This is a genomic window from Sphaerotilus mobilis (genome assembly GCF_004216565.1).
Classification (GTDB): domain Bacteria; phylum Pseudomonadota; class Gammaproteobacteria; order Burkholderiales; family Burkholderiaceae_C; genus Sphaerotilus; species Sphaerotilus mobilis.
Genome location: NZ_SGWV01000015.1, coordinates 20560 through 40261, shown reverse-complemented (window position 1 = coordinate 40261; position 19702 = coordinate 20560). Strand labels below are relative to the sequence as shown.

At 68.9% G+C, this 19702-nt stretch carries 15 protein-coding genes and 2 pseudogenes; 11 read left to right on the top strand and 6 right to left on the bottom strand.

What is annotated here, in order from left to right:
• Positions 1-3: 3 nt before the first annotated feature.
• Positions 4-561 carry a flavin reductase family protein gene (locus EV685_RS20325; RefSeq protein ID WP_165396881.1) on the bottom strand — a complete coding sequence of 186 codons (558 nt, stop codon included), beginning with the start codon at positions 559-561 and terminating at the stop codon, positions 4-6.
• Between the two features lie 271 nt (positions 562-832).
• Between EV685_RS20325 and EV685_RS20320 the strand changes: the two genes are divergently transcribed.
• The 3 genes from EV685_RS20320 (at position 833) to EV685_RS20310 (ending at position 5764) form a co-directional block, all read left to right on the top strand.
• Entirely contained in the window at positions 833-2860 is a 2028-nt protein-coding gene (locus tag EV685_RS20320) for a sigma-54-dependent Fis family transcriptional regulator (RefSeq protein ID WP_165396880.1), read from the top strand.
• Positions 2861-3089: 229 nt separating this feature from the next.
• A complete protein-coding gene (locus EV685_RS20315; RefSeq protein WP_130483899.1) occupies positions 3090-4328 on the top strand; it encodes a bifunctional 3,4-dihydroxy-2-butanone-4-phosphate synthase/GTP cyclohydrolase II in 1239 nt (412 codons plus the stop codon).
• Positions 4325-5764, top strand: a complete 1440-nt coding sequence (locus EV685_RS20310) for an NAD-dependent succinate-semialdehyde dehydrogenase (RefSeq protein ID WP_130483898.1) — start codon at positions 4325-4327, stop codon at positions 5762-5764. The genes EV685_RS20315 and EV685_RS20310 overlap by 4 nt, the downstream gene beginning before the upstream one ends.
• A gap of 1 nt (position 5765) precedes the next feature.
• On the opposite strand, the gene EV685_RS20305 is transcribed toward EV685_RS20310, so the two are convergent.
• Complete coding sequence (locus EV685_RS20305; protein WP_130483897.1) at positions 5766-6692, bottom strand: LysR family transcriptional regulator; 927 nt, start codon at positions 6690-6692, stop codon at positions 5766-5768.
• Positions 6693-6805: 113 nt separating this feature from the next.
• On the opposite strand from EV685_RS20305, the gene EV685_RS20300 reads away from it, so the two are divergent.
• The 6 genes from EV685_RS20300 to EV685_RS20275 all read left to right on the top strand — a co-directional run bounded on the left by EV685_RS20300 (position 6806) and on the right by EV685_RS20275 (position 14036).
• The gene (locus EV685_RS20300; RefSeq protein WP_130483896.1) at positions 6806-7966 is read left to right on the top strand and encodes an acyl-CoA dehydrogenase family protein; all 1161 of its coding nucleotides are present in this window, start codon (positions 6806-6808) and stop codon (positions 7964-7966) included.
• A gap of 46 nt (positions 7967-8012) precedes the next feature.
• Entirely contained in the window at positions 8013-9233 is a 1221-nt protein-coding gene (locus tag EV685_RS20295) for a CaiB/BaiF CoA transferase family protein (RefSeq protein ID WP_130483940.1), read from the top strand.
• A 15-nt stretch (positions 9234-9248) separates the two neighbouring features.
• A complete protein-coding gene (locus tag EV685_RS20290) occupies positions 9249-11297 on the top strand; it encodes a 3-hydroxyacyl-CoA dehydrogenase NAD-binding domain-containing protein (RefSeq protein WP_130483895.1) in 2049 nt (682 codons plus the stop codon).
• A gap of 26 nt (positions 11298-11323) precedes the next feature.
• The gene (gene pcaF / locus EV685_RS20285; RefSeq protein ID WP_130483894.1) at positions 11324-12526 is read left to right on the top strand and encodes a 3-oxoadipyl-CoA thiolase; all 1203 of its coding nucleotides are present in this window, start codon (positions 11324-11326) and stop codon (positions 12524-12526) included.
• Between the two features lie 112 nt (positions 12527-12638).
• Positions 12639-13145 carry a VOC family protein gene (locus EV685_RS20280; RefSeq protein WP_165396879.1) on the top strand — a complete coding sequence of 169 codons (507 nt, stop codon included), beginning with the start codon at positions 12639-12641 and terminating at the stop codon, positions 13143-13145.
• Positions 13146-13148: 3 nt separating this feature from the next.
• Positions 13149-14036 (top strand): TolB family protein, encoded by an 888-nt coding sequence (locus tag EV685_RS20275; protein WP_130483892.1) that lies wholly within the window; start codon positions 13149-13151, stop codon positions 14034-14036.
• A gap of 286 nt (positions 14037-14322) precedes the next feature.
• On the opposite strand, the gene EV685_RS20270 is transcribed toward EV685_RS20275, so the two are convergent.
• Complete coding sequence (locus EV685_RS20270) at positions 14323-15369, bottom strand: LacI family DNA-binding transcriptional regulator (protein ID WP_130483891.1); 1047 nt, start codon at positions 15367-15369, stop codon at positions 14323-14325.
• Positions 15370-15509: 140 nt separating this feature from the next.
• On the opposite strand from EV685_RS20270, the gene EV685_RS20265 reads away from it, so the two are divergent.
• Both EV685_RS20265 and EV685_RS20260 read left to right on the top strand, forming a co-directional pair.
• Positions 15510-16682, top strand: coding sequence for a phytanoyl-CoA dioxygenase family protein (locus EV685_RS20265; RefSeq protein WP_130483890.1), 1173 nt, complete (start codon positions 15510-15512; stop codon positions 16680-16682).
• A 44-nt stretch (positions 16683-16726) separates the two neighbouring features.
• A complete protein-coding gene (locus EV685_RS20260; RefSeq protein WP_130483889.1) occupies positions 16727-17752 on the top strand; it encodes a Gfo/Idh/MocA family protein in 1026 nt (341 codons plus the stop codon).
• An 80-nt stretch (positions 17753-17832) separates the two neighbouring features.
• Here EV685_RS20260 and EV685_RS20255 read toward each other — a convergent pair whose 3' ends face one another.
• From EV685_RS20255 to EV685_RS21250, 3 genes and pseudogenes are all read right to left on the bottom strand, one after another.
• Complete coding sequence (locus EV685_RS20255) at positions 17833-18771, bottom strand: anhydro-N-acetylmuramic acid kinase (protein WP_242615705.1); 939 nt, start codon at positions 18769-18771, stop codon at positions 17833-17835.
• A pseudogene (locus EV685_RS20250) lies at positions 18674-19345 on the bottom strand (LacI family DNA-binding transcriptional regulator); the annotation flags it as partial. The pseudogene EV685_RS20250 and the gene EV685_RS20255, both read right to left, overlap by 98 nt.
• 137 nt (positions 19346-19482) lie before the next feature.
• A pseudogene (locus EV685_RS21250) lies at positions 19483-19629 on the bottom strand (oxidoreductase C-terminal domain-containing protein); the annotation flags it as partial.
• Positions 19630-19702: the final 73 nt, after the last annotated feature.

Here is a 19702-nt window from a genome sequence, read left to right as displayed (position 1 = left end):
CGGTCAGGCCGCTGCGGCAAGGCGGGCGCGTTGGCCGGCCAGCCAGACCAGCGGCTGTGGCGCGGAGGTGCCAGTGGCCGTCTCGGTCGGCGCACATCGCACGCGGACGACACGGCCGACGAAGAGGGTGTGGGTGCCGTAGTCCAGGGTCTGGTCGACTTCGCACTCGATCGCGGCGGGGGCGCCGTCCAGCCAGGGCAGGGGACCGTCGCCGGTCGTCCAGGCATCACGCCAGTCGTCCGAGCGAAAACGCTGCTCGCGCAGTGCGGTCTGCGAGAAGAGCTTCAGCAACGGGTGCTGGTCGTCGGCCAGCAGGTTGATGCAGTAGCGGCGCGAGCGCTGCAGCACCGGATGGAGGCCGGCATCGCGGTTGACCGCCACCAGCATCGACGGCGGGTCCATCGACACCGGGATCACCGCCGAGGCCGCCATGCCGTGCGGCTGGCCGTCCGTGTCCCGGCTGGTGACGATGGCCACCGAACTGGCCAGCCGGCGCATCGCTTCCTTCAGGTGGGCGGACAGGTCCTGCTGTCCTTCTCCCACGCTGTTGCTTGTGCTCATCTCGCTCGTCTCCTGTGTGGCGTCGTTCGCCTTGTGCAGGAGTCCTTGCCAGTGCCGTGCCACGGGTAGGAAACGAGACAAATCAAGCACTTGCCGGCGTCGGCGGTGTCGCACGCGGCGGCGGATGCGACAGTCGACTGTCGCAGCCCGGGTGCGGCGCGACAGCCCTCGGCGACACCTCGACAAAGGTCGGACGCCGGCACGGGTTGTCACCATAGGCGAAACGCGGCGTGCACCCTTAAATTCGTGCGCCAACCGTGGGAGAGCCGACTTGGCCAACAACAGTCACGCGCACCTCGTCATGGCCGCGCTGGAAGGGCGGCGCCCGGTTCAGATGCCCGACGTCGAGCCCGGCGTGCTGGCCTCGTGGATGCGCAGCGTCACCGAACATGGACTGGAGCCCGACCGGATCGTCGAGCCCGACGTCCTGACCCACGCCGAACTGCAGGTGCGACGCGCACCGATCGAGGAGATGAGCGCGTACTCGTCGCCCGAGATCGACCGGCTGTTCCAGTCCCTGAGCGATCACGCCCAGGTGGTCATGCTGTCCGACGCCCAGGGCGTGGTGATGCATTTCCGCAGTGCCTCGACGGTCGTCGACACCTGCTCGAACCTGCGCGTGTTGCCAGGCTCGGTCTGGAACGAGGAGAAGCAGGGCACGACCGGTGTCGGACTCTGCCTGCGCGAGCAGAAGCCGCTGTCGGTGGTGATGTCAGAACACTTCGCGACCAAGCTGGCCGGCCTGAGCTGCACCGTGGCGCCGATCTTCGGCGCGGAGGGCCGGCTGGCCGGGGTCCTCAACGTGACCGCGATGCGCAGCACCGACCACACGCTTCAGGCCGTCGTGCGGCAGATGGTGGCCAGCTCGGCGCGCCGGATCGAGAACGTGTTCTTCGACCGGCGTCACGTCCGTGCCCGCGTCCTGCGGCTGTCCCGCCACGATGATTTCAGCGACACGGCGGCAGAGGCGCGCTTGGCCGTCGACGAGAGTGGCCGCATCATCGATGCGACACCCAATGCCGCGCGGCTGCTTCGCAGCGTCTCGATCAACGGGCGTGCCCGTGAATTGCCCGAGCAGCTCATCGGCCGCAAGTTCAGCGCGATCGTCGACGCCGGCCATGTCGAGCGCCTGCTGCAGGACCCGTTGGCGACGCTGGAGGGCGTCAACGGTCGCATTCACCTGCGGGTGACCGAGCCGCCCAGGCGTGCGCCCGTGAAGGTTCAGGACATCGATGTGGCCCCTCGTGCGGCCCGCTTGGCGCCGCAGTCTGCGGCGCCCAAGGTGTCGACCTCGAAGGCCGCGACGGCGCCGACGCTCGAGGAGATCGTCGGCCACGACGAGGCCATGCTGGAGCGCCTGCGCTTCGCCCAGCGCCTGCATGCGCGGGGCCTGCCGCTGCTGCTGCAAGGCGAGACCGGCAGTGGCAAGACACAGCTCGCGCGGGCGCTGCACGAGGATGGGCCGCATCGCGCCGGAGGCTTCGTCTCGATCAACTGCGCGGCGATCCCGCAGGAGTTGATCGAGAGCGAGCTGTTCGGCCATCGACCCGGCGCCTTCACCGGTGCGGCACGTCAGGGCTCGCCAGGACGGCTGATGGGCGCCCACGGTGGCACGCTCTTCCTCGACGAGATCGGCGACATGCCACTGGGCCTGCAGGGCCGCTTGCTGCAGGTGCTGTCCGAAGGCGAGTTCGTGCCGGTCGGCGCGACCGAGCCGGTGCAGGTCCGCTTCGCGCTGATCTCGGCGAGCCTGCGCGACCTCCAGGCACTGGTACAGGAAGGCCGCTTCCGCGAAGACCTCTACTACCGCTTGAGCGGCGCCACGCTGGCCCTGCCACCGCTGCGGGAACGCACCGACCTCGACCAGCTGGTCGAACGCGCCTTTGCTCGGGCGGCAACAGAGGCTGGTGTCGACGACTGCCCGCTGGGCGCGGCTGCCATGGATGTGCTGCGCCGTCACCGCTGGCCCGGCAACATTCGCGAGTTGCAGCACGTCGCGAAGTTCAGCGTGGCCATCAACGATGACGGCGTCATCGGCCTGTCGTCCCTGCCGGCCTCCCTGCGCGAACAGGTCGAGTGCGCCGAGCCAGCCGAGCCACTGGTTGGACGCAAGGGCGGACCGGCCTCGCCACCGGCTGTGAAGCGCCAGGTGTCCGATGCCGAATCGCTGCTCACGTTGATGGAGCGGACCGGCTGGAACGTCTCGGCCGCCGCTGCCCAGCTCGGCATCTCCCGGGCGACCCTGCACCGTCGGCTCAACGAGTTCGACGTGCACCGCCCACGCCGCCAGCCTCACTGAGGCGCGACAGCGACCCGACTGGACTGTCGCAGGCGCTCGTCGCATGCGACACCTGCCTGTCGCAGCCGCTGTGCGCACAGGCGCCGGTCCGCAGTGCGACGGTTGCAAGTCCTTGTTTCTTCAAGCGTGGCGACCTGCAGCCCTGGCTGCAAGACCGATTGGCACGGACTTGGCTATCTCCTGATCCATCCACGGCCCTGCAGGGCCGGATCAACCCAGGAGACAGGTGATGGCCTTGCATCGGATCGAAGACGCTCTGGCGGCGCTCGCGCGCGGCGAGATGGTGGTGGTGGTGGACGACGAGGACCGCGAGAACGAGGGCGACCTCATCCTGGCGGCTGAACACGCGACGCCGGAGTCCATCGCCTTCATGGTCCGCCACACCAGCGGCATGTTGTGCATCGGTCTGCCCGGCGAACGGCTGGACCAGCTCGGCCTGCCGCTCATGGTTGAGCGCAACACCGACTCGATGCGCACGGCCTACACCGTCACCGTCGACGTCCGGCACGGCACGACCACTGGCATCTCGGCGGTCGACCGGGCGCTGACCTTCCGTGCGCTGGTCGACCCTGATGCCGTGCCATCGGACTTCAACCGTCCGGGCCACGTCTTCCCGCTGCGGGCCGTGCCCGGTGGCGTGCTGCACCGGCCAGGTCACACCGAGGCATCGGTCGACTTGACCCGCCTGGCCGGCCTGCGCCCCGGTGGCGTGCTGGCCGAGGTGGTCAACGACGACGGCACCATGGCCCGCCGGCCGCAGCTCGAGGACTTCGCCCGCACCCACGGCCTGGTGATGATCTCCATCGCCGACCTGGTGGCCTACCGGCGCGCGCGCATCGAGGTCCGGCGCGAGTCCGAGGCCCGCCTGCCGACCCGCCACGGCATGTTCACCGCCTGCGTCTACCGCGCCCAGGGCGGTGAGCACGAGCATCTCGCGATGGTCATGGGCGACCTGCAAGGCGCCGAGAACCTGCTGGTCCGGGTCCATTCCGAGTGCCTCACCGGCGACACCTTCGGCTCGCTGCGCTGTGACTGCCGACAGCAGCTGGAAGCTTCGCTGGCCGCCGTCGGCCGGGCCGGGCGCGGCGTCGTGCTCTACCTTCGCGGACACGAGGGGCGCGGCATCGGCCTGACCCACAAGCTGCGCGCCTATGCGCTGCAGGACGCCGGGCGCGACACCGTCGAGGCCAACCTGGAACTGGGCCTGTCGGTCGATGCGCGCGACTACAGCGTGGGCGCGCGCATCCTGCAGGACCTGGGCATCACCAGCATCCGGCTGCTTACCAACAACCCGGCCAAGTACCAGGGCATCGCCGAGTTCGGCCTGAACATCACCGAACGCGTGGCGCTGCAGACCCCGCCGACTGCCGAGAACGAGGCATACCTGCGCACCAAGCAGCACCGCATGGGTCACACGCTCGGCCTTCCGGCGCGCGACCCGCAGCGGTCCGACGAGGTGAGTCCGTGAGCGCGCACGACGTCCGTCACTTCATCGCCGGGGTCTGGCGCGACGGCGCGGCCGGACGCACGCTGCCGGTGATCGATCCGTCCGACGGACGGGTGATCGGTCAGGTCGCACGGGCCGAGCGCAGTGATCTCGAAGAGGCCGTCGCGGCGGCCCGCAGCGGCTTCGAGACCTGGCGTGCCATGACCGCCATCGAGCGGGCCCGCATCATGCGCAAGGCCGCGACGCTGTTGCGCGAGCGGGCCGATGCCATCGCCACCCTGATGACGCGCGAGCAGGGCAAGCCGCTGCTGGAATCGCGCGCCGAGACGCTGGCGGCGGCCGAGATCATCGACTGGTTCGGCGACGAAGGGCTGCGTGTCTATGGCCGGCTGGTGCCGTCGCGCCACGACCTGCGGATCCGGCAGATGGTGGTCAAGGACCCGGTCGGTCCGGTCGCCGCGTTCACGCCGTGGAACTTCCCGATCAACCAGGTCGTGCGCAAGGTGGCGGCCGGGCTGGCTGCGGGTTGCTCGATGCTCGTCAAGGGCCCGGAGGAAACCCCCGCCAGCCCCGCCGCGCTGATCCGCGCCTTCGCCGACGCCGGCCTGCCGCCGGGCGTGCTCGGGCTGGTCTATGGTGATCCGGCCGAGATTTCCGGCTACCTGATCCCGCACCCGCTGATCCGCAAGATCACCTTCACCGGCTCGACCGCCGTGGGCAAGCAGCTTGCTGCGATGGCCGGCCAGCACATGAAGCGCGCGACGATGGAGCTGGGTGGCCATGCGCCGGTGATCGTCTGCGATGACGCGGACCTCGAACTGGCCGTGAAGATCTCCGTGGCCAGCAAGTTCCGCAACGCCGGTCAGGTCTGCATCTCGCCCACCCGGTTCCTGGTCCAGCGCCGTGTGGCCGATGCGTTTGCCGAGGAGTTCGCGCGGCAGACCGAGGCCCTGCAGGTCGGCAACGGTCTGCTCGACGGCACGCAAATGGGGCCGCTGGCCAATGCCCGCCGCGTCACCGCCATGCAGGACCTGACCCGCGACGCCATGGCCCGCGGTGCGCGCCTGCTGACCGGGGGTGAACGCATCGGCGAGACCGGTAACTTCTGGCGCCCGACCGTGCTCGCCGATGTCACGCTCGATGCGCGCGCACTCAACGAGGAACCGTTCGGCCCGATGGCGCTGATCCGCCCGTTCGACACGCTCGACGAGGCCATCGCCGAAGCCAATCGCCTGCCCTATGGCCTGGCCGGCTATGCCTTCACCCAGGGCCTGCGCAACGCCGACCGGCTGACCCGTCACGTCGAGGTCGGCATGTTGTGGATCAACATGGGCGCGCTGGCATCGGCCGAGATGCCGTTCGGCGGCATCAAGGAATCCGGCCACGGAACCGAGGGCGGCAGCGAGGCGCTGGAGGCCTATCTCGACACGCGATCCGTGGCAGTCATGAACGCCTGATTCAGCGCGTGGCGGATGGGTCCCGTGAGAAGGAGGTCGCCCAAGAGCGGGACCTGGCCACGATGAAGTCGATCAGCGTGCGTGTGGCCAGCGTCTGGTAGCGACCGGGCATGCGCAGCAGGTGCAGGCGCGAGCCGAAGACGCTCAGGCGCCAGTCGTCCAGGGCGGTGACGAGCCGTCCGTCGACGACATCCTGCGCGACCACGTAGTCCGGCACCAGTCCGAGGCCCAGGCCGGCCAGCACGGCCTCGCGCAGGAACTGGAAATTTTCGGAGGCCAGCGTGGGATGCAGCGTGCGCTCGTGGCGCTCGTCGCCTTGGTAGCCCGTGACCTTCAACTCGCGTCCGGACACGGCAGAGGTGATCAGCGGCTGCCGTGCCAGGTCGTCGAGCGTCTGCGGCAAGCCTTGCACATCGATGAAGGCGGGCGTGGCGCAGAGCACATAGCGCACCCGGGCCAGCTCGATCGCGATCAGGTTGGGCGGCGGTTCGGACATGACCCGCACGGCCAGGTCGACCTCGTCGCGCAGCAGGTCGCCGACCTGGTTGTCGAACAGCAGCTCGAGCGCGATGTCCGGGTACTGGCGCTTGAACTCGATCAGCCACGGTGACATCACCAGGTGGCCGAAGCCCGTGGGCATGCTCAGCCGCACCGAGCCGTGCAGCGCCTTGCCGAACATCGCCACCGATTCGCGCACGGCCTCCCATTCGTTGCGGATCGCGCTGCCATGTTCGTAGACGCGCTGGCCCACCTCGGTCAGCTCCATGCGCCGGGTCGTGCGCCGAAGCAGTTGCTGGCCGACCGACTTCTCGAGCTGGGTCAGGTGGTAGCTGACGTTGGCGCGGCTCATCTTCAGGTTGCGGGCGGCCAGGCTGAGGTTGCCGGCTTTCACGATGTCCACGAAAAGCGCCAGGGCGTTGAGGTCCATTGGGGGTCCTGTTCGTTTGATTCGTCGAAAGCGCTTGACAGTGTGTTTATCGGCTTTGTGATTGTCAAACACGACCACCGAACCAACAATCGTTTCTGTCCCCTGGAGAGCCCATGTCCCTCGATCAAGAAACCTTCCTGCTGCTCAAGGACGCCGTGCAGCGCTTTGTCCGCGAACGCCTGGTCCCCGCCGAGAACCACGTCGAGGAGCACGACGAGGTGCCCGCCGACATCGTGTCCGACATGAAGGACCTGGGTCTGTTCGGCATCTCGATCCCCGAGGCCTTCGGCGGCATCGGCCTGTCGATGGCGCAGGAATGCGAAGTCGCCTATGAGCTGGGACAGACCGCCCTGGCTTTCCGTTCGGTGGTCGGCACCAACATCGGCATCGGCTCGCAGGGCATCCTGATGGACGGCACGCCCGAGCAGAAGGCGCACTGGCTGCCGCAGATTGCCAGCGGCGAACTGATCGTGTCCTTTGCGCTGACCGAGCCGGATGCGGGCTCGGATGCGGCTTCGCTCAAGACCCGTGGTGAACGCGATGGTGATCACTACGTCCTGCACGGCAGCAAGCGCTACATCACCAACGCCACCCGTGCGGGCGCCTTCACCCTGATGGCTCGCACCGACGGGCCCGGTGCGGGCGGCATCACCGCTTTCATCGTGCCGGCCGACTCCCCCGGGCTCTCGCTGGGCAAGCCTGACAAGAAGATGGGCCAGCGCGGCACCAAGACCTGCGACGTCAACCTCGATGGTGTGCGCGTCCCGGCCGCGAACATCATCGGCGGCGTGCCGGGCCGTGGCTTCAAGACGGCGATGAAGGTGCTGGACCGGGGCCGCCTGCACGTCTCGGCGCTCGCTTGCGGCATGGCGCAACGCATCCTGCAGGAGAGCATCGCCTACGCCCAGCAGCGCCGCCAGTTCGGCCAGCGCATCGGCGATTTCCAGCTGATCCAGGCGATGCTGGCCGACAGCCAGGCCGAATTGCTGGCAGGCTGGTCGATGGTGCATGCCACGGCCCGTCGCTACGACGAGCGGGCCGCCGGCCGTGACGATCCGGACGTCGGCATGCACGCGTCCTGCACCAAGCTGTTCACCACCGAGATGGTGGGCCGCGTCGCCGATCGTGGCGTGCAGATCCACGGCGGCGCGGGCTACATCAACGAATACAAGGTCGAGCGCTTCTACCGCGACGTGCGTCTGCTGCGCCTGTACGAGGGCACCACGCAGATCCAGCAGATCATCATCGGCAAGCACCTGATGCGCCAAGGCTGAGGGGGGCTACATGACCACGCACGCCACATCTTCCGTCGCCGGCAGCATCGGCGCCTTGACCGGTCTGCGCGTTCTGGACCTGACGCGCGTGCTCGCCGGCCCCTGGTGCACCCAGACGCTGGCCGACCTGGGGGCCGACGTCATCAAGATCGAACGTCCCGGCGCCGGTGACGACACCCGCCACTGGGGGCCACCGTATGCCCGTGATGCGAACGGCGAGGAGACCCGCGAGGCGGCCTACTTCCTGGCCGTCAACCGCAACAAGCGCTCGGTCACGTTGGACCTCGCCAGCCCCGAAGGCCAGGCGCTGGTGCGGCAGCTGGTTCCGCAGTGCGATGTGCTGGTCGAGAACTACAAGGTCGGCGACATGGCCCGCTACGGGCTGGACCCTGACAGCCTGCGCGCGCTGAACCCGGGTCTGGTCTATTGCTCGATCACGGGCTTTGGCCAGACGGGACCCTATGCGCCAAGGGCCGGCTATGACTTCATCGTGCAGGGCATGGCCGGCTTTATGAGCGTGACCGGCGAACGTGACGACCTCCCCGGCGGTGGTCCGCAGAAGGCCGGGGTGGCGATCGCCGACCTGGCCACCGGTGCCCATGCGGTCATCGCCATCCTGGCCGCGTTGCGGCACCGCGACCGCACCGGCGAAGGCCAGCACATCGACATGAGCCTGCTGGACGTGCAGGTCTCACTGATGGCCAACATGGCCAGCAACTACCTGGCGACCGATCGGGCGCCCAAGCGCTGGGGCAACGCACACCCCAACATCGTTCCCTACCAGGTCTTCGAGGTGTCCGACGGCTGGGTCATCGTGGCCTGCGGCAATGACCACCAGTTCGGCAAGCTGGTGGAAGCGGGCAGCCGGCGCGAGCTGGCCTTCGATGCACGCTTCTCGACCAACCCTGCCCGGGTGCGCCACCGCGACGAACTGGTCGCCGAGCTCGAGTCGATGATGCGCCAGCGCAGCCGAAGCGACTGGATCGCCACGCTGGAGGCCATCGGCGTGCCCTGCGGCCCGATCAACGACCTGGCCGATGTCTTCGCCGACCCGCAGGTCATCGCCCGCCAGATGCGGCTCGACCTGCCACATCCGACTGCCGGACAGGTGAGCGTGCCGGCCAGCGCGCTCAAGCTTTCGGCCACGCCGGTGAGCTACCGCATCGCCCCGCCGCTTCTGGGCCAGCACACCGAGGAGGTGCTGAAGGAACTGGCCGGACAGTCCGACGCCGATCTGGCGGCGCTCAAGGCCCGATCGATCATCTGACCCAAGAGACCCCCCATGCCTTGCCACGACATCGCAGTCGTCACGCTCGACAACCCACCCCTGAACAGTCTGGACCACGCTCTGCGCGTTCGCATCGTCTCGGCACTGACGGCGGCGCAGGCCGACCCCGCCATCCGCGCCATCGTGCTGACCGGCAGCGAGCGAGCTTTCTCGGCGGGTGCGGACGTGACCGAGTTCGGCACCCCGCGCCAGTTCGCGGAGCCCATCCTTCGCAGCGTGCTGGAGCAGGTCCGCCACAGCAGCAAGCCCGTGGTCGCCGCCATCGACGGTGTGGCACTTGGCGGTGGACTGGAGCTGGCGCTGGCCTGCCACGGTCGTGTCGCGACCCGCCGGGCCAAGGTTGGCCTGCCAGAGGTCACTTTGGGTCTGATTCCCGGCTCGGGTGGCACCCAGCGGCTGCCTCGGCTGGCCGGCATCGATGTGGCGCTCGGCCTGATGCTCGGCGGTACACAGAAGACCGCCTCCGAATTCGTCGACACCAGCCTCTTCGATCGAGTGGTGGAGGGCCATCTGCTGGACGCCGCGTGTGCCTGTGCTGCGGAGCTTGCAGATGCCGGCGCGCCGTGGCCCCATGCCGATCGCATCCACCTGGACCCGGGTTATGTGTCCACCAAGGTCTCGCTGGCCCGCCAGCGGCTGAATGCGCGCCAACGCCTGCAGCCGGCCTATGCCGCGTTGCTGGATGCGGTGGCGGCTTCGGCAGGACCGATGGATGAAGGTCTGGCGCTGGAGCGGTCCTTGTTTCTCGGCCTGATCGGCTCCACCGAGGCGCGTGCGCTGCGCCACCAGTTCAAGGCCGAACGAGAGAGCGCGCGCCTGCCCGATGCGCTGCAGGTCGCGCCGCGCCCAGTGTCGACCGTGGCGGTCATCGGCGCCGGCACGATGGGCACGGGCATCGCGATCTGCGCGCTCGATGCCGGCCTGGACGTGATCCTGGTCGAACAGGACGACGCCGCGTTGTCGCGTGGTCGCCACCGTGTGGCCGACCACTATGCCGCGCGCGTGTCGGCTGGCAAGCTCGATGAACACGCAGCCGTCGCCGTTCAGGCCCGCTTGCTGCCCACCATCGACTGGCAGGCCATCGGTCGTGCCGACCTGGTGATCGAGGCGGTGTTCGAGGAGCTGTCGGTCAAGCAGGACGTCTTCCGCCGGCTTGATGCAGTCGCCCGTCCTGGCGCGGTGCTGGCCACCAACACGTCCTACCTGGACATCGACACCATCGCGGCCGTGACCTCGCGCCCGCAGGACGTGCTGGGTCTGCACTTCTTCAGTCCGGCCAACGTGATGAAGCTGCTGGAGGTCATCCGCAGTCGCGACACGGCAGCCGACGTGTTGGCCACCGGCATGGCGCTGGGCCGCACGCTGCGCAAGTCGCCGGTGCTGTGCGGCAACGCCTTCGGCTTCATCGGCAACCGCGTCTACAACGCCTACCGACGCCAGTGCGAGTTCATGCTCGAGGACGGCGCCTGGCCCGAGGACGTCGACCGTGCCTTGACGGCCTTCGGCGTTGCGATGGGGCCATTCGCCGTGGCCGACCTGTCCGGCCTGGACATCGCCTGGCGCATGCGCCTTGCCCAGGCGGCCACACGCGACCCGCGCGAGCGCCACGTGCCGGTGCTGGCGCAACTCTGCGAGCAGGGCCGCATGGGGCAGAAGAGCGGTGCCGGCTACTACCGCTACACCGACGGCCAGCGTGCGCCGTCCACCGACGAGACCGTGCGTGGCCTGATCGAGCAGGCCAGCGCCGCCCGTGGCCTGCAGCGGCACGCGCTGAAGGCCGACGAGATCGTGCGCCGCGCCCTGCTGGCCATGGTCAACGAGGCCGCCTGCCTGCACGCCGATGGCGTGTCGTCTCGCCCGGGTGACATCGACGTCGTGCTGGTCCAGGGCTACGGCTTCCCGCGCTGGCAGGGCGGCCCGGTCTTCTGGGCCCGAGAGCAGGATCGAAAGCAGCTGTTGGCCGAACTGCGCGAACTCGTCGCGGCCGGTGGTCGCGGCATGCGTCTGGCCGACGAGGCGGCGCTGGCCCTGCTGCTCGACTGAACCCCATCCCTCCGAACACCTACCCAATGACCCACGCCTACATCTGCGACGCCATCCGCACCCCCTTCGGCCGCTACGGCGGTGCGCTGTCCATCGTCCGTGCCGACGATCTCGGTGCGATCCCGATCAAGGCCCTGATGGACCGCAACCCGCAGGTCGACTGGGCGGCTGTCGTCGATGTTCTGTATGGATGCGCGAATCAGGCCGGCGAAGACAACCGCAACGTGGCTCGCATGAGCGCGCTGCTGGCCGGCCTGCCGATGGAGGTGCCCGGCGCCACGATCAACCGCCTCTGCGGATCGGGCATGGACGCGATCGGTTCGGCCGCCCGCGCCATCAAGTCCGGCGAAGCGGGCCTGATGATTGCCGGCGGCGTCGAAAGCATGAGCCGCGCCCCGTTCGTCATGCCCAAGGCCGAGAGCGCCTTCTCACGCGCCAACGCCGTGTACGACACCACCATCGGCTGGCGTTTCGTCAACAAGCTGATGAAGGCGCAGTACGGCGTCGACTCGATGCCCGAGACGGCCGAGAACGTCGCCACCGACTTCGGCATCGAGCGTGAGGCGCAGGACCGCATGGCCTTGGCGTCGCAGCAAAAGGCCGTGGCGGCGCAGAAGGCCGGTGTGTTCGATGCCGAGATCTGCCCGGTCACGATCTCGCAGAAGAAAGGCGATGCGGTGATCGTCAGCAAGGACGAACACCCGCGCGAGACCAGCCTGGAAGCGCTCGCGAAGTTGAAGGGCGTCGTGCGTCCCGATGGCACGGTGACGGCCGGCAACGCCAGTGGCGTCAACGACGGCGCGTGTGCCTTGCTGCTCGCCGATGAGGCGAACGTGGCCCGCTATGGCCTGACGCCGCGCGCCCGCGTGGTCGGCATGGGCACGGCAGGCCTGGCCCCGCGGATCATGGGCTACGGCCCCGCACCGGCGACGCTGAAGGTGCTGGCGCAGACGGGGCTGAAGCTCGATCAGATGGATGTCATCGAGCTGAACGAGGCCTTCGCCGCCCAGGGGCTGGCCGTGCTGCGCGGCCTCGGGCTGGCCGATGACGATGCGCGCGTGAACCCGAACGGCGGTGCCATCGCGCTCGGCCATCCGCTGGGCGCGAGTGGCGCGCGGCTGGTGACGACTGCCGTCAACCAGTTGCACCGCACCGGTGGGCGTTATGCGCTGTGCACGATGTGCATCGGCGTTGGGCAGGGGATTGCGGTGATCGTCGAGCGGGTGTGAGGTCCGGTGCATTGCGCGGCGCCGAATCTGCCGTCGCTTGCACCCTGGCATGGCCATGCGTCATGCTGCGCGCGCTTCGTTCGCCATCCTACACCTCAGACCCAGCCACGACATGTCCAGCCCACCCAAACTCTTCCAGATCTGCATCGTCGTCCACGACGTGCGCCAGGCCAACGCCCACTGGGCCCGCCTGCTCGACCGCCCGGAGGCGCCGGTCGAGGTGATCTTCCAGGGCGCCATCGTCCACCACACACACGGCCAGCCGGCCGACTACGTCGATTGCCAGGTCGCCAAGCACGACCTCGGCCACATGGTGCTGGAGCTGATGCAGCCCGGCCCTGGCCCCAGCCCGTGGCGCGATCACCTCGATCGGCACGGGCAGGGCGTCTTCCACGTTTGCCTGCAGGTCGATGACCGCCGGGCCTTCCAGCGTGAGCTTGGCGAGATCGGCGTGGGCCTGCCGTATCACGTCGGCTACTGGCCGGGCGGGTCGTACAGCTATGTCGACACCCGGGCGCAGCTCGGGCTGGAGTTGAGCGTCAATCACCAGGCCGACCACACGCAGCTGATGCAGGCACTGCTCAGCGGTGCGGCGCAGCCCTTCGACGAGATGAGGTGATCCATGCCCGGCAACCTGACCCTTCTCGAACTGCGCGCGTTGCTGGCGCGGCGCGCCTCCACCAGCGTGCTCGAGACGCTGGATGTCGACACCGGCAAGCGCACCGTGCTGAAGGTCTTCGACGCCGTCATCGAGGCACCGAACTGGACCCGCGACGGTCGCAGGCTGATCTTCAACAGCCAGGGCCTGATGCATGCCCACGACTTGGCGAGCGGCGAGGTCACACGCATCGACACTGGCTTCGCGGTCGACTGCAACAACGACCACGTGCTGTCGCCGGACGACACCGAGCTGGCGATCAGCCACTTCGCGCACGAGGACGTCGAGTCGCGCATCTACATCGTGCCGATCGGCGGTGGCGAGCCCCGCCTCGTGACGGAACGGGGGCCGAGCTACCTGCACGGCTGGTCGCCCGATGGCCGGCGACTGGCCTATTGCGCCGAGCGCGGCGGGCAGTACGACATCTACACGATCAACATCGATGGCGGACCGGAGACGCGACTCACCGACACGCCCGGGCTGGACGACGGGCCCGAGTACTCACCCGACGGCCGCCACATCTGGTTCAACTCGACGCGCAGCGGGCTGATGCAGGTCTGGCGCATGAACGCCGACGGCAGCGAGCCGACGCACATGGTGCGCGAGGACCGCAACAGCTGGTTCCCACACGTCTCGCCCGATGGCCGGCGCGTGGTCTACGTGGCCTATGGGCGCGACGACGTCGCGCCGGGCGACCATCCACCCGATCGCCAGGTGGAGATCCGGCTGGCGTCGACCGAAGGAGGCGAGTCCCGCGTGATCGCGCAGTTGTTCGGCGGGCAGGGGACGATGAACGTCAACTCGTGGTCGCCGGACGGTCGGCGCATCGCGTTTGTGTCCTATCGGACCTGACGCGGGTCGCTTGTGCCGATCGCCCTGACGGTGCCTGTGGCAGAGCGACGCCACTGACCTGACGGTATGTCTGACGGTATCAAGCTGGGCCCGAGTCATGATTTGCTCGTGGCCATTGGGGCGGCAGCCCGCACTTGACGATTGGGTGGGCCTCGGTCGTGACGCTGAGCAGCAGACCACAACATCCCGTTCGAACAGCGATGGCGTTGTCGTGCTGTGGGACGGCCGACGGTTGGGTCCCGGCCAACGTCGAGCGCGCTGTGCACGGACGCTGGCTGCGGCTCCATCATGGCCCATGCCCCACGGAAGCGACCGTGCCTGGCAGGTTGAACGGTGTGATGACCTCGACGTTGGATCGGGTTGACGTCAAGGCCGCAGGTGCCGCGCCGTGGGCCTGCATCACCACCTGGCAGGCCATGTGCAGGTCGTGCAGCAGGTCATGGTGCAGGACGCTCGACAGCCGTCCTGCCCGCAGCAGGGCGAGGTTGTCCTCGTCCAGGTCGTGGCCGATGAAGGCCCGGCAGGGACGCTGCGCCTGATCGAACGCGGCGAGGATGGCGGCATTGGCGCCGCCGACCGAATACACGGCTGCCACCTCGGGGCAGCGCGCCAGCAGCTGCGCGACCACGGCCACCGTCGGGGCGTGCAGGCCCAGGCCGGTGTCGAGCACCCGCACCCGGTGGCCCGGCTGATGCATGGACATCGCCTGTGCGAAGGCCTGGATCCGCTCGCCTTCGCCCTGGAAGCGCTGGCCACTGCTGGACACCAGGATGTCGGTGGGCGCCGGCCCGAGCCATGACGCCATCAGGTAGGCCGCCGTCTGCCCGGCACTGCGGTTGTCCAGCCCAACGTAGGCGCTGCGCGAGCCAGGGTGGATGTCGGTGACCAAGGTGACGACCGGGATGCCCTTGGCCTGCAGGCGCGCTGCGGCATCGGCCACGACCGGGACGTCGGGGGCCTTGAGCAGCACGCCGTGGCTGCCGCGTCGCGCGAGGGCGTCGAGCAGGTCCACCAGCTCGTCTGCGGCCCAGGTCTCGGCGACGTGCTCGCGCACCCGGAAGACGGCCGGGTGCATGCGCCGCATCGCGCTGTCCAGGGCGTCGCGCACGATGCGCGAGAAGCGCGTCGGGGTCTCCATCACCAGGTCGATCAGGAAGCGACGGCCTTGCAGGCCGACCTGGCGCTGCTGCCGCTCCAGTTCGAGCTGGGCCTGCCGGACCCGCCGCTGCGTCGCGGCCCGCACCCCCGGCCGGCCGTGCAGGACCCGATCCACCGTCGCCAGGCTCACGCCGGCCTGCAGCGCGATCTCCTTCATGGAAAAGGCGTGCGTCATGTGTTTCCCCCCAGGAGCGATGCCCGTTCATCGAGCCCGGATTCTGCGATCTTCCTGAGGTGTTTCTGAGGTGTTTTGACCGCCCGTCGGCGCCCGGCCTTCCTAAACTTCCATCAAGACAACGCACCCCAGGACGCCCCATGAACCACCCCACTTCCCCGCGCTGGCTGCGTGCCGATGAGGCCCGGCTGGACGACTTGCGCAGCGTCCTGTCCGCACACACGGATCCGGCTGGCTGCCCACAGGCCGCACGCCTGCTGGGCGACGTGCCCGTCTACGACTGCGCGTCGCTGCGCGAGCGGCTGGCTCGATCGGTCGAGGCCCGGGATGCGCTGATGGCCGAGTGGGCCTGGGTGTGGGAAGAAGGGCCCGGCATCCTGGTGCTGCAAGGTGCGGTGGCCGCGCCGGAGGTCGATGCGGTGACGGCACGCTTCCAGGACATCATCGACCGCGAACGCAGCAGCAGCAGCGGGGGCGACCACTTCGCCAAGGCGGGCGCCAATGACCGCGTCTGGAATGCGCTGGAGAAGCTCTGCCGGATCGACCCGGTCTCGTTCGCGCGCTACTACGCCAACGACATGATCGCGCTGGCCAGCCAGGCGTGGCTGGGGCCGGCCTACCAGATCACCTCGCAGGTCAACAACGTGCGGCCGGGTGGCGCCGCGCAGACGCCACATCGGGACTACCACCTCGGCTTCTGCTCGCCCGCCCAGGCCGAGCGCTATCCGGCGCATGTGCACCGCCTGTCGCCGATGCTGACCTTGCAAGGCGCCGTGGCGCATGTGGACATGCCGCTGGAGAGCGGGCCAACGCTCTACCTGCCGCATTCGCAGAAGTACGCCCACGGCTATCTGCTGGCCGATCGGGACGACTTCCGCGCGCACTTCGCCGAGCACCGCGTGCAACTGCCGCTGGGCAAGGGTGATGCCGTGTTCTTCAACCCCGCCTTGCTGCACGCGGCCGGCGAGAACCGCTCGCACGACATCCAGCGCATGGCCAACCTGCTGCAGGTCTCGTCGGCCTTCGGGCGGGCGATGGAGTCGGTTGACCGCGACGGCATGTCGCGGACCTTGTATCCGCATCTGCTGGCGATGCTGGGTCAAGGCGAGCTCGACGGCGACGGCGTGGACCGTGCGGTGGCCGCGTGCGCCGAAGGCTATGCATTCCCGACCAACCTGGACCGCGATCCGCCCCTGGGCGGCCTGGCGCCCGAGAGCCCGCAGGCGGTGATGCGACGGGCGCTGCGCGAGGGCTGGACGCCCGAGCAATGGTCCGGCTGGCTGGACATCGCCGCCCACAAGCGTCTGACCTGAAGCGTGCAACCTGCATCCTGAAACCTGACATCGAGGAGACACCCATGTCGCCCACATCGCCCCTGAAGGTCGGCATCGTCGGCCTGGGCCGGCTCGGCCGTCGCCACGCCAGCTACCTGGCCCGCCGCATGACCGGCGCCCGACTGGTCTCGGCCTGCAATCCGAGCATGGGTGCCCTGGACTGGGCGCGCGACGAACTCGGGGTCGAGCGCCTGCACCAGGACTACGACCGCTTCATCGCCGAAGCGGACCTCGATGCCGTCGTGCTCGCCAGCCCGACCACCGAGCACCCGAGGCAGTTCGAGGCGGCCTTGCGAGCCGGCAAGCACGTCTTCGTGGAGAAGCCGCTGGCGCTGGACCTGGCGACCTGCGAGTCGCTCACGGCCTTGGCGCAGGCCTGCCCCGAACAGGTGGCGATGGTCGGCTTCGAACGTCGCTTCGACCCCGATCTCATGGCGGCCCAGGCGGCCGTCGCGCGCGGGGAACTGGGTCGACCGTACATGGTGCGTTCGCAGACCTGCGACATGAACGACCCGAACGGCTTCTTCGTGCGCTTCTCGGCCACCTCTGGCGGCATCTTCAACGATTGCAGCGTGCACGACATCGACCTGGCGCGCTGGATGCTGGGCAACCCACGGGCGCTGAAGGTCTTCGCGAGCGGCACGATCGCCCTGCACCCCGATCTGGCGCGCCACCACGACGTCGACAACGGCATGGCCATCATCGAGTTCGAAGGCGGCGCGCGCGCCATGCTGTACGCCAGCCGGACCATGCCGCATGGCCACGAGACCACGCTGGAGGTGATTGGCACCGAAGGCACCGTCCAGGTCGGCTATGGCGCCCAGGCCGGCGCCACGGTCTACCGCTCGGCACGCGGGGTCCATCACCCCGTCCTGCCGGATTTCTATGCCCGCTTCGAGCAGGCCTTCTTCCACGAGATGGACGCCTTCGTGGCGGCCTGTCTGGGCCACGGCGACCTGCCCGCCACGCTGGCCGACGCGACCGAGGCCACGCGCATCGCGCTGGCGCTGACGCAGTCGTTCCAGAGCGGCCAGGCGGTCAGCCTCTGAGATCGCGCGTGATGCGGCCGTCCAGCGGCGGCGTCACGCTGCCACGCTGCAAGGCTGACCTGCTCAGGCAAGCATCGTGATCAGGGCCTGACCGGCAAGCCCCGGGCCGCCCGAGGGGGCAGCACCAGCTTGCCCAACACGCCGAAGTCCCGCGCACCGCAGGCCGCCGGGATGTTGTTGCCGACGCTGTGCAGCGTCGCAAAGGCGAGGGTGGCGAACTTGATCGCCTCCTTGAACTGGGAGGGCAGGCCATAGGCGTCCGACAGCCTCAGTTGGATGTGGGGCAGGACGGTCACATGGCCCGTCAACGCCCGAACGATCGCGCAGGCGGTGAACTCGGTGAAGGTTGCCACCAGGTCGGCCGGTGAGAGGTGGGCATGTCGCGCCATCACCGCGTCCGCGTAGTCGCCGCCGAAGTCGAGGCGCCAGGCACAGCGTGGCACGCGACGGCTGAAGAAAGGATGCGCATTCAGCTCGGCCAGGCAGCCCGCGTCGACGCGGCCCGTTGCCGCGACCGCACCGTTGGCGTCGTAGGGCTTGCCGAACAGCTTGTTCATGGCGTGGTCGATCATGACGTTGCCGGGGCCGCAGTCGAAGGCCTGCATCCGGCTGCGATCCGGGTTGGCGACCTGCAGGTTCGAGATGCCGCCGATGTTGAGCGTGGCGATCGGCGCGAGGTCCTTGAAGAAGACGTGGTCGAGGAACTGCATCAGCGGTGCGCCCGTGCCGCCCAAGGCATGGTCCACCGACCGGAATTGCGTGACCGTGGGCACATCCGTGAGCACCGCCACGACGCCGGGCTCACCGATCTGCAGGCCGCAGGGATCGCCGCCGGTCGTCCACCGTTCAAAGGGCCGCGCGGTGTCCGCCACCGCCGCCATGCGGTCGCGTTCCGGCGGCTCCTGGTAGACGGTCTGGCCGTCATAGCCGATCACGGCGACGTCCTGGGGCTTGAGCTTGCGGGCCTTCATCAGCGACAGGGCCGCTTCTGCGAAGACGGCGCCAACGACGTCGTTCAGCCGCGTCAGCGCGAACAGCGTCAGGTCGTTGCGGAATTCGAGGCACCGACCGGCAAGAGGCGCGGATCACCAGCGTCGGCGACACCGCGATGTGCCGTGGTGGGGTGGCTGACCGACCTGCGGCCCCACCAGCATTGCCAGCGTCTGCGAGCAGGTCGACGACGGCAGCACCGGCCAGGCGGCCGATCTCGTCGATGTGCTGGTCGACCACGGTCATCGGCGGGTCCAGCAGCGTGGCCCATTCGAAATCGTCGAAGCCCAGCACCGAGATGTCGTCGGGGATGCGCAGGCCGGCGGCCTTGATCGCCCGCATCGCGCCGTGCAGCAGCGGGGTGTTCAGCGCGTAGATCGCGTCCGGCCGCTGGGCCGATCGCAGGTGTGCGGCCATGGCATCGTGCACGCCTTCGGCCGAGTTGTCGGACTCGACCAGGTCGATCGCCATCGTGGCCGGCGCGGCATCGCGCAGGCCCCGTTCGCGCGGGGCGCGTGTGTTCCATTCCTTCGGATAGGCCAGCACCGCCACCCGGCGGCAACCGAGCGAGGCCAGGTAGCGGGCGACCAGTCGACCGGCTTCGAGGTTGTCGCAGCCGACTCACGCTGGCGTTCGCCGTCGCGCAGGCCAGGATGCGTTCGCGGGTCTCCACGCCGACGCCGGGCTTGCCCGACAGGGCGCGAGAGACCGCGAACGTGGAGACACCGAGCCAGCAGGCGTTCGTCCAGGTCGTGGAAGACCGAGAACGCCAAACCTGCAGGGTCGCCTCTCACGAACCAGCGGTCCGCGCCCGTGGACAGGCCGGCCATCTGCAGTTTCACGTCTTGCAGGTCACACCAGAACCACGGCGTGGCCCAAGCCTTCAACAGCCATCCGTGTGGGCGGCTCCTGGCGTGAACTCAGCGCGTTCACGCGTTCTTGGGGACCGCGATGTGACCG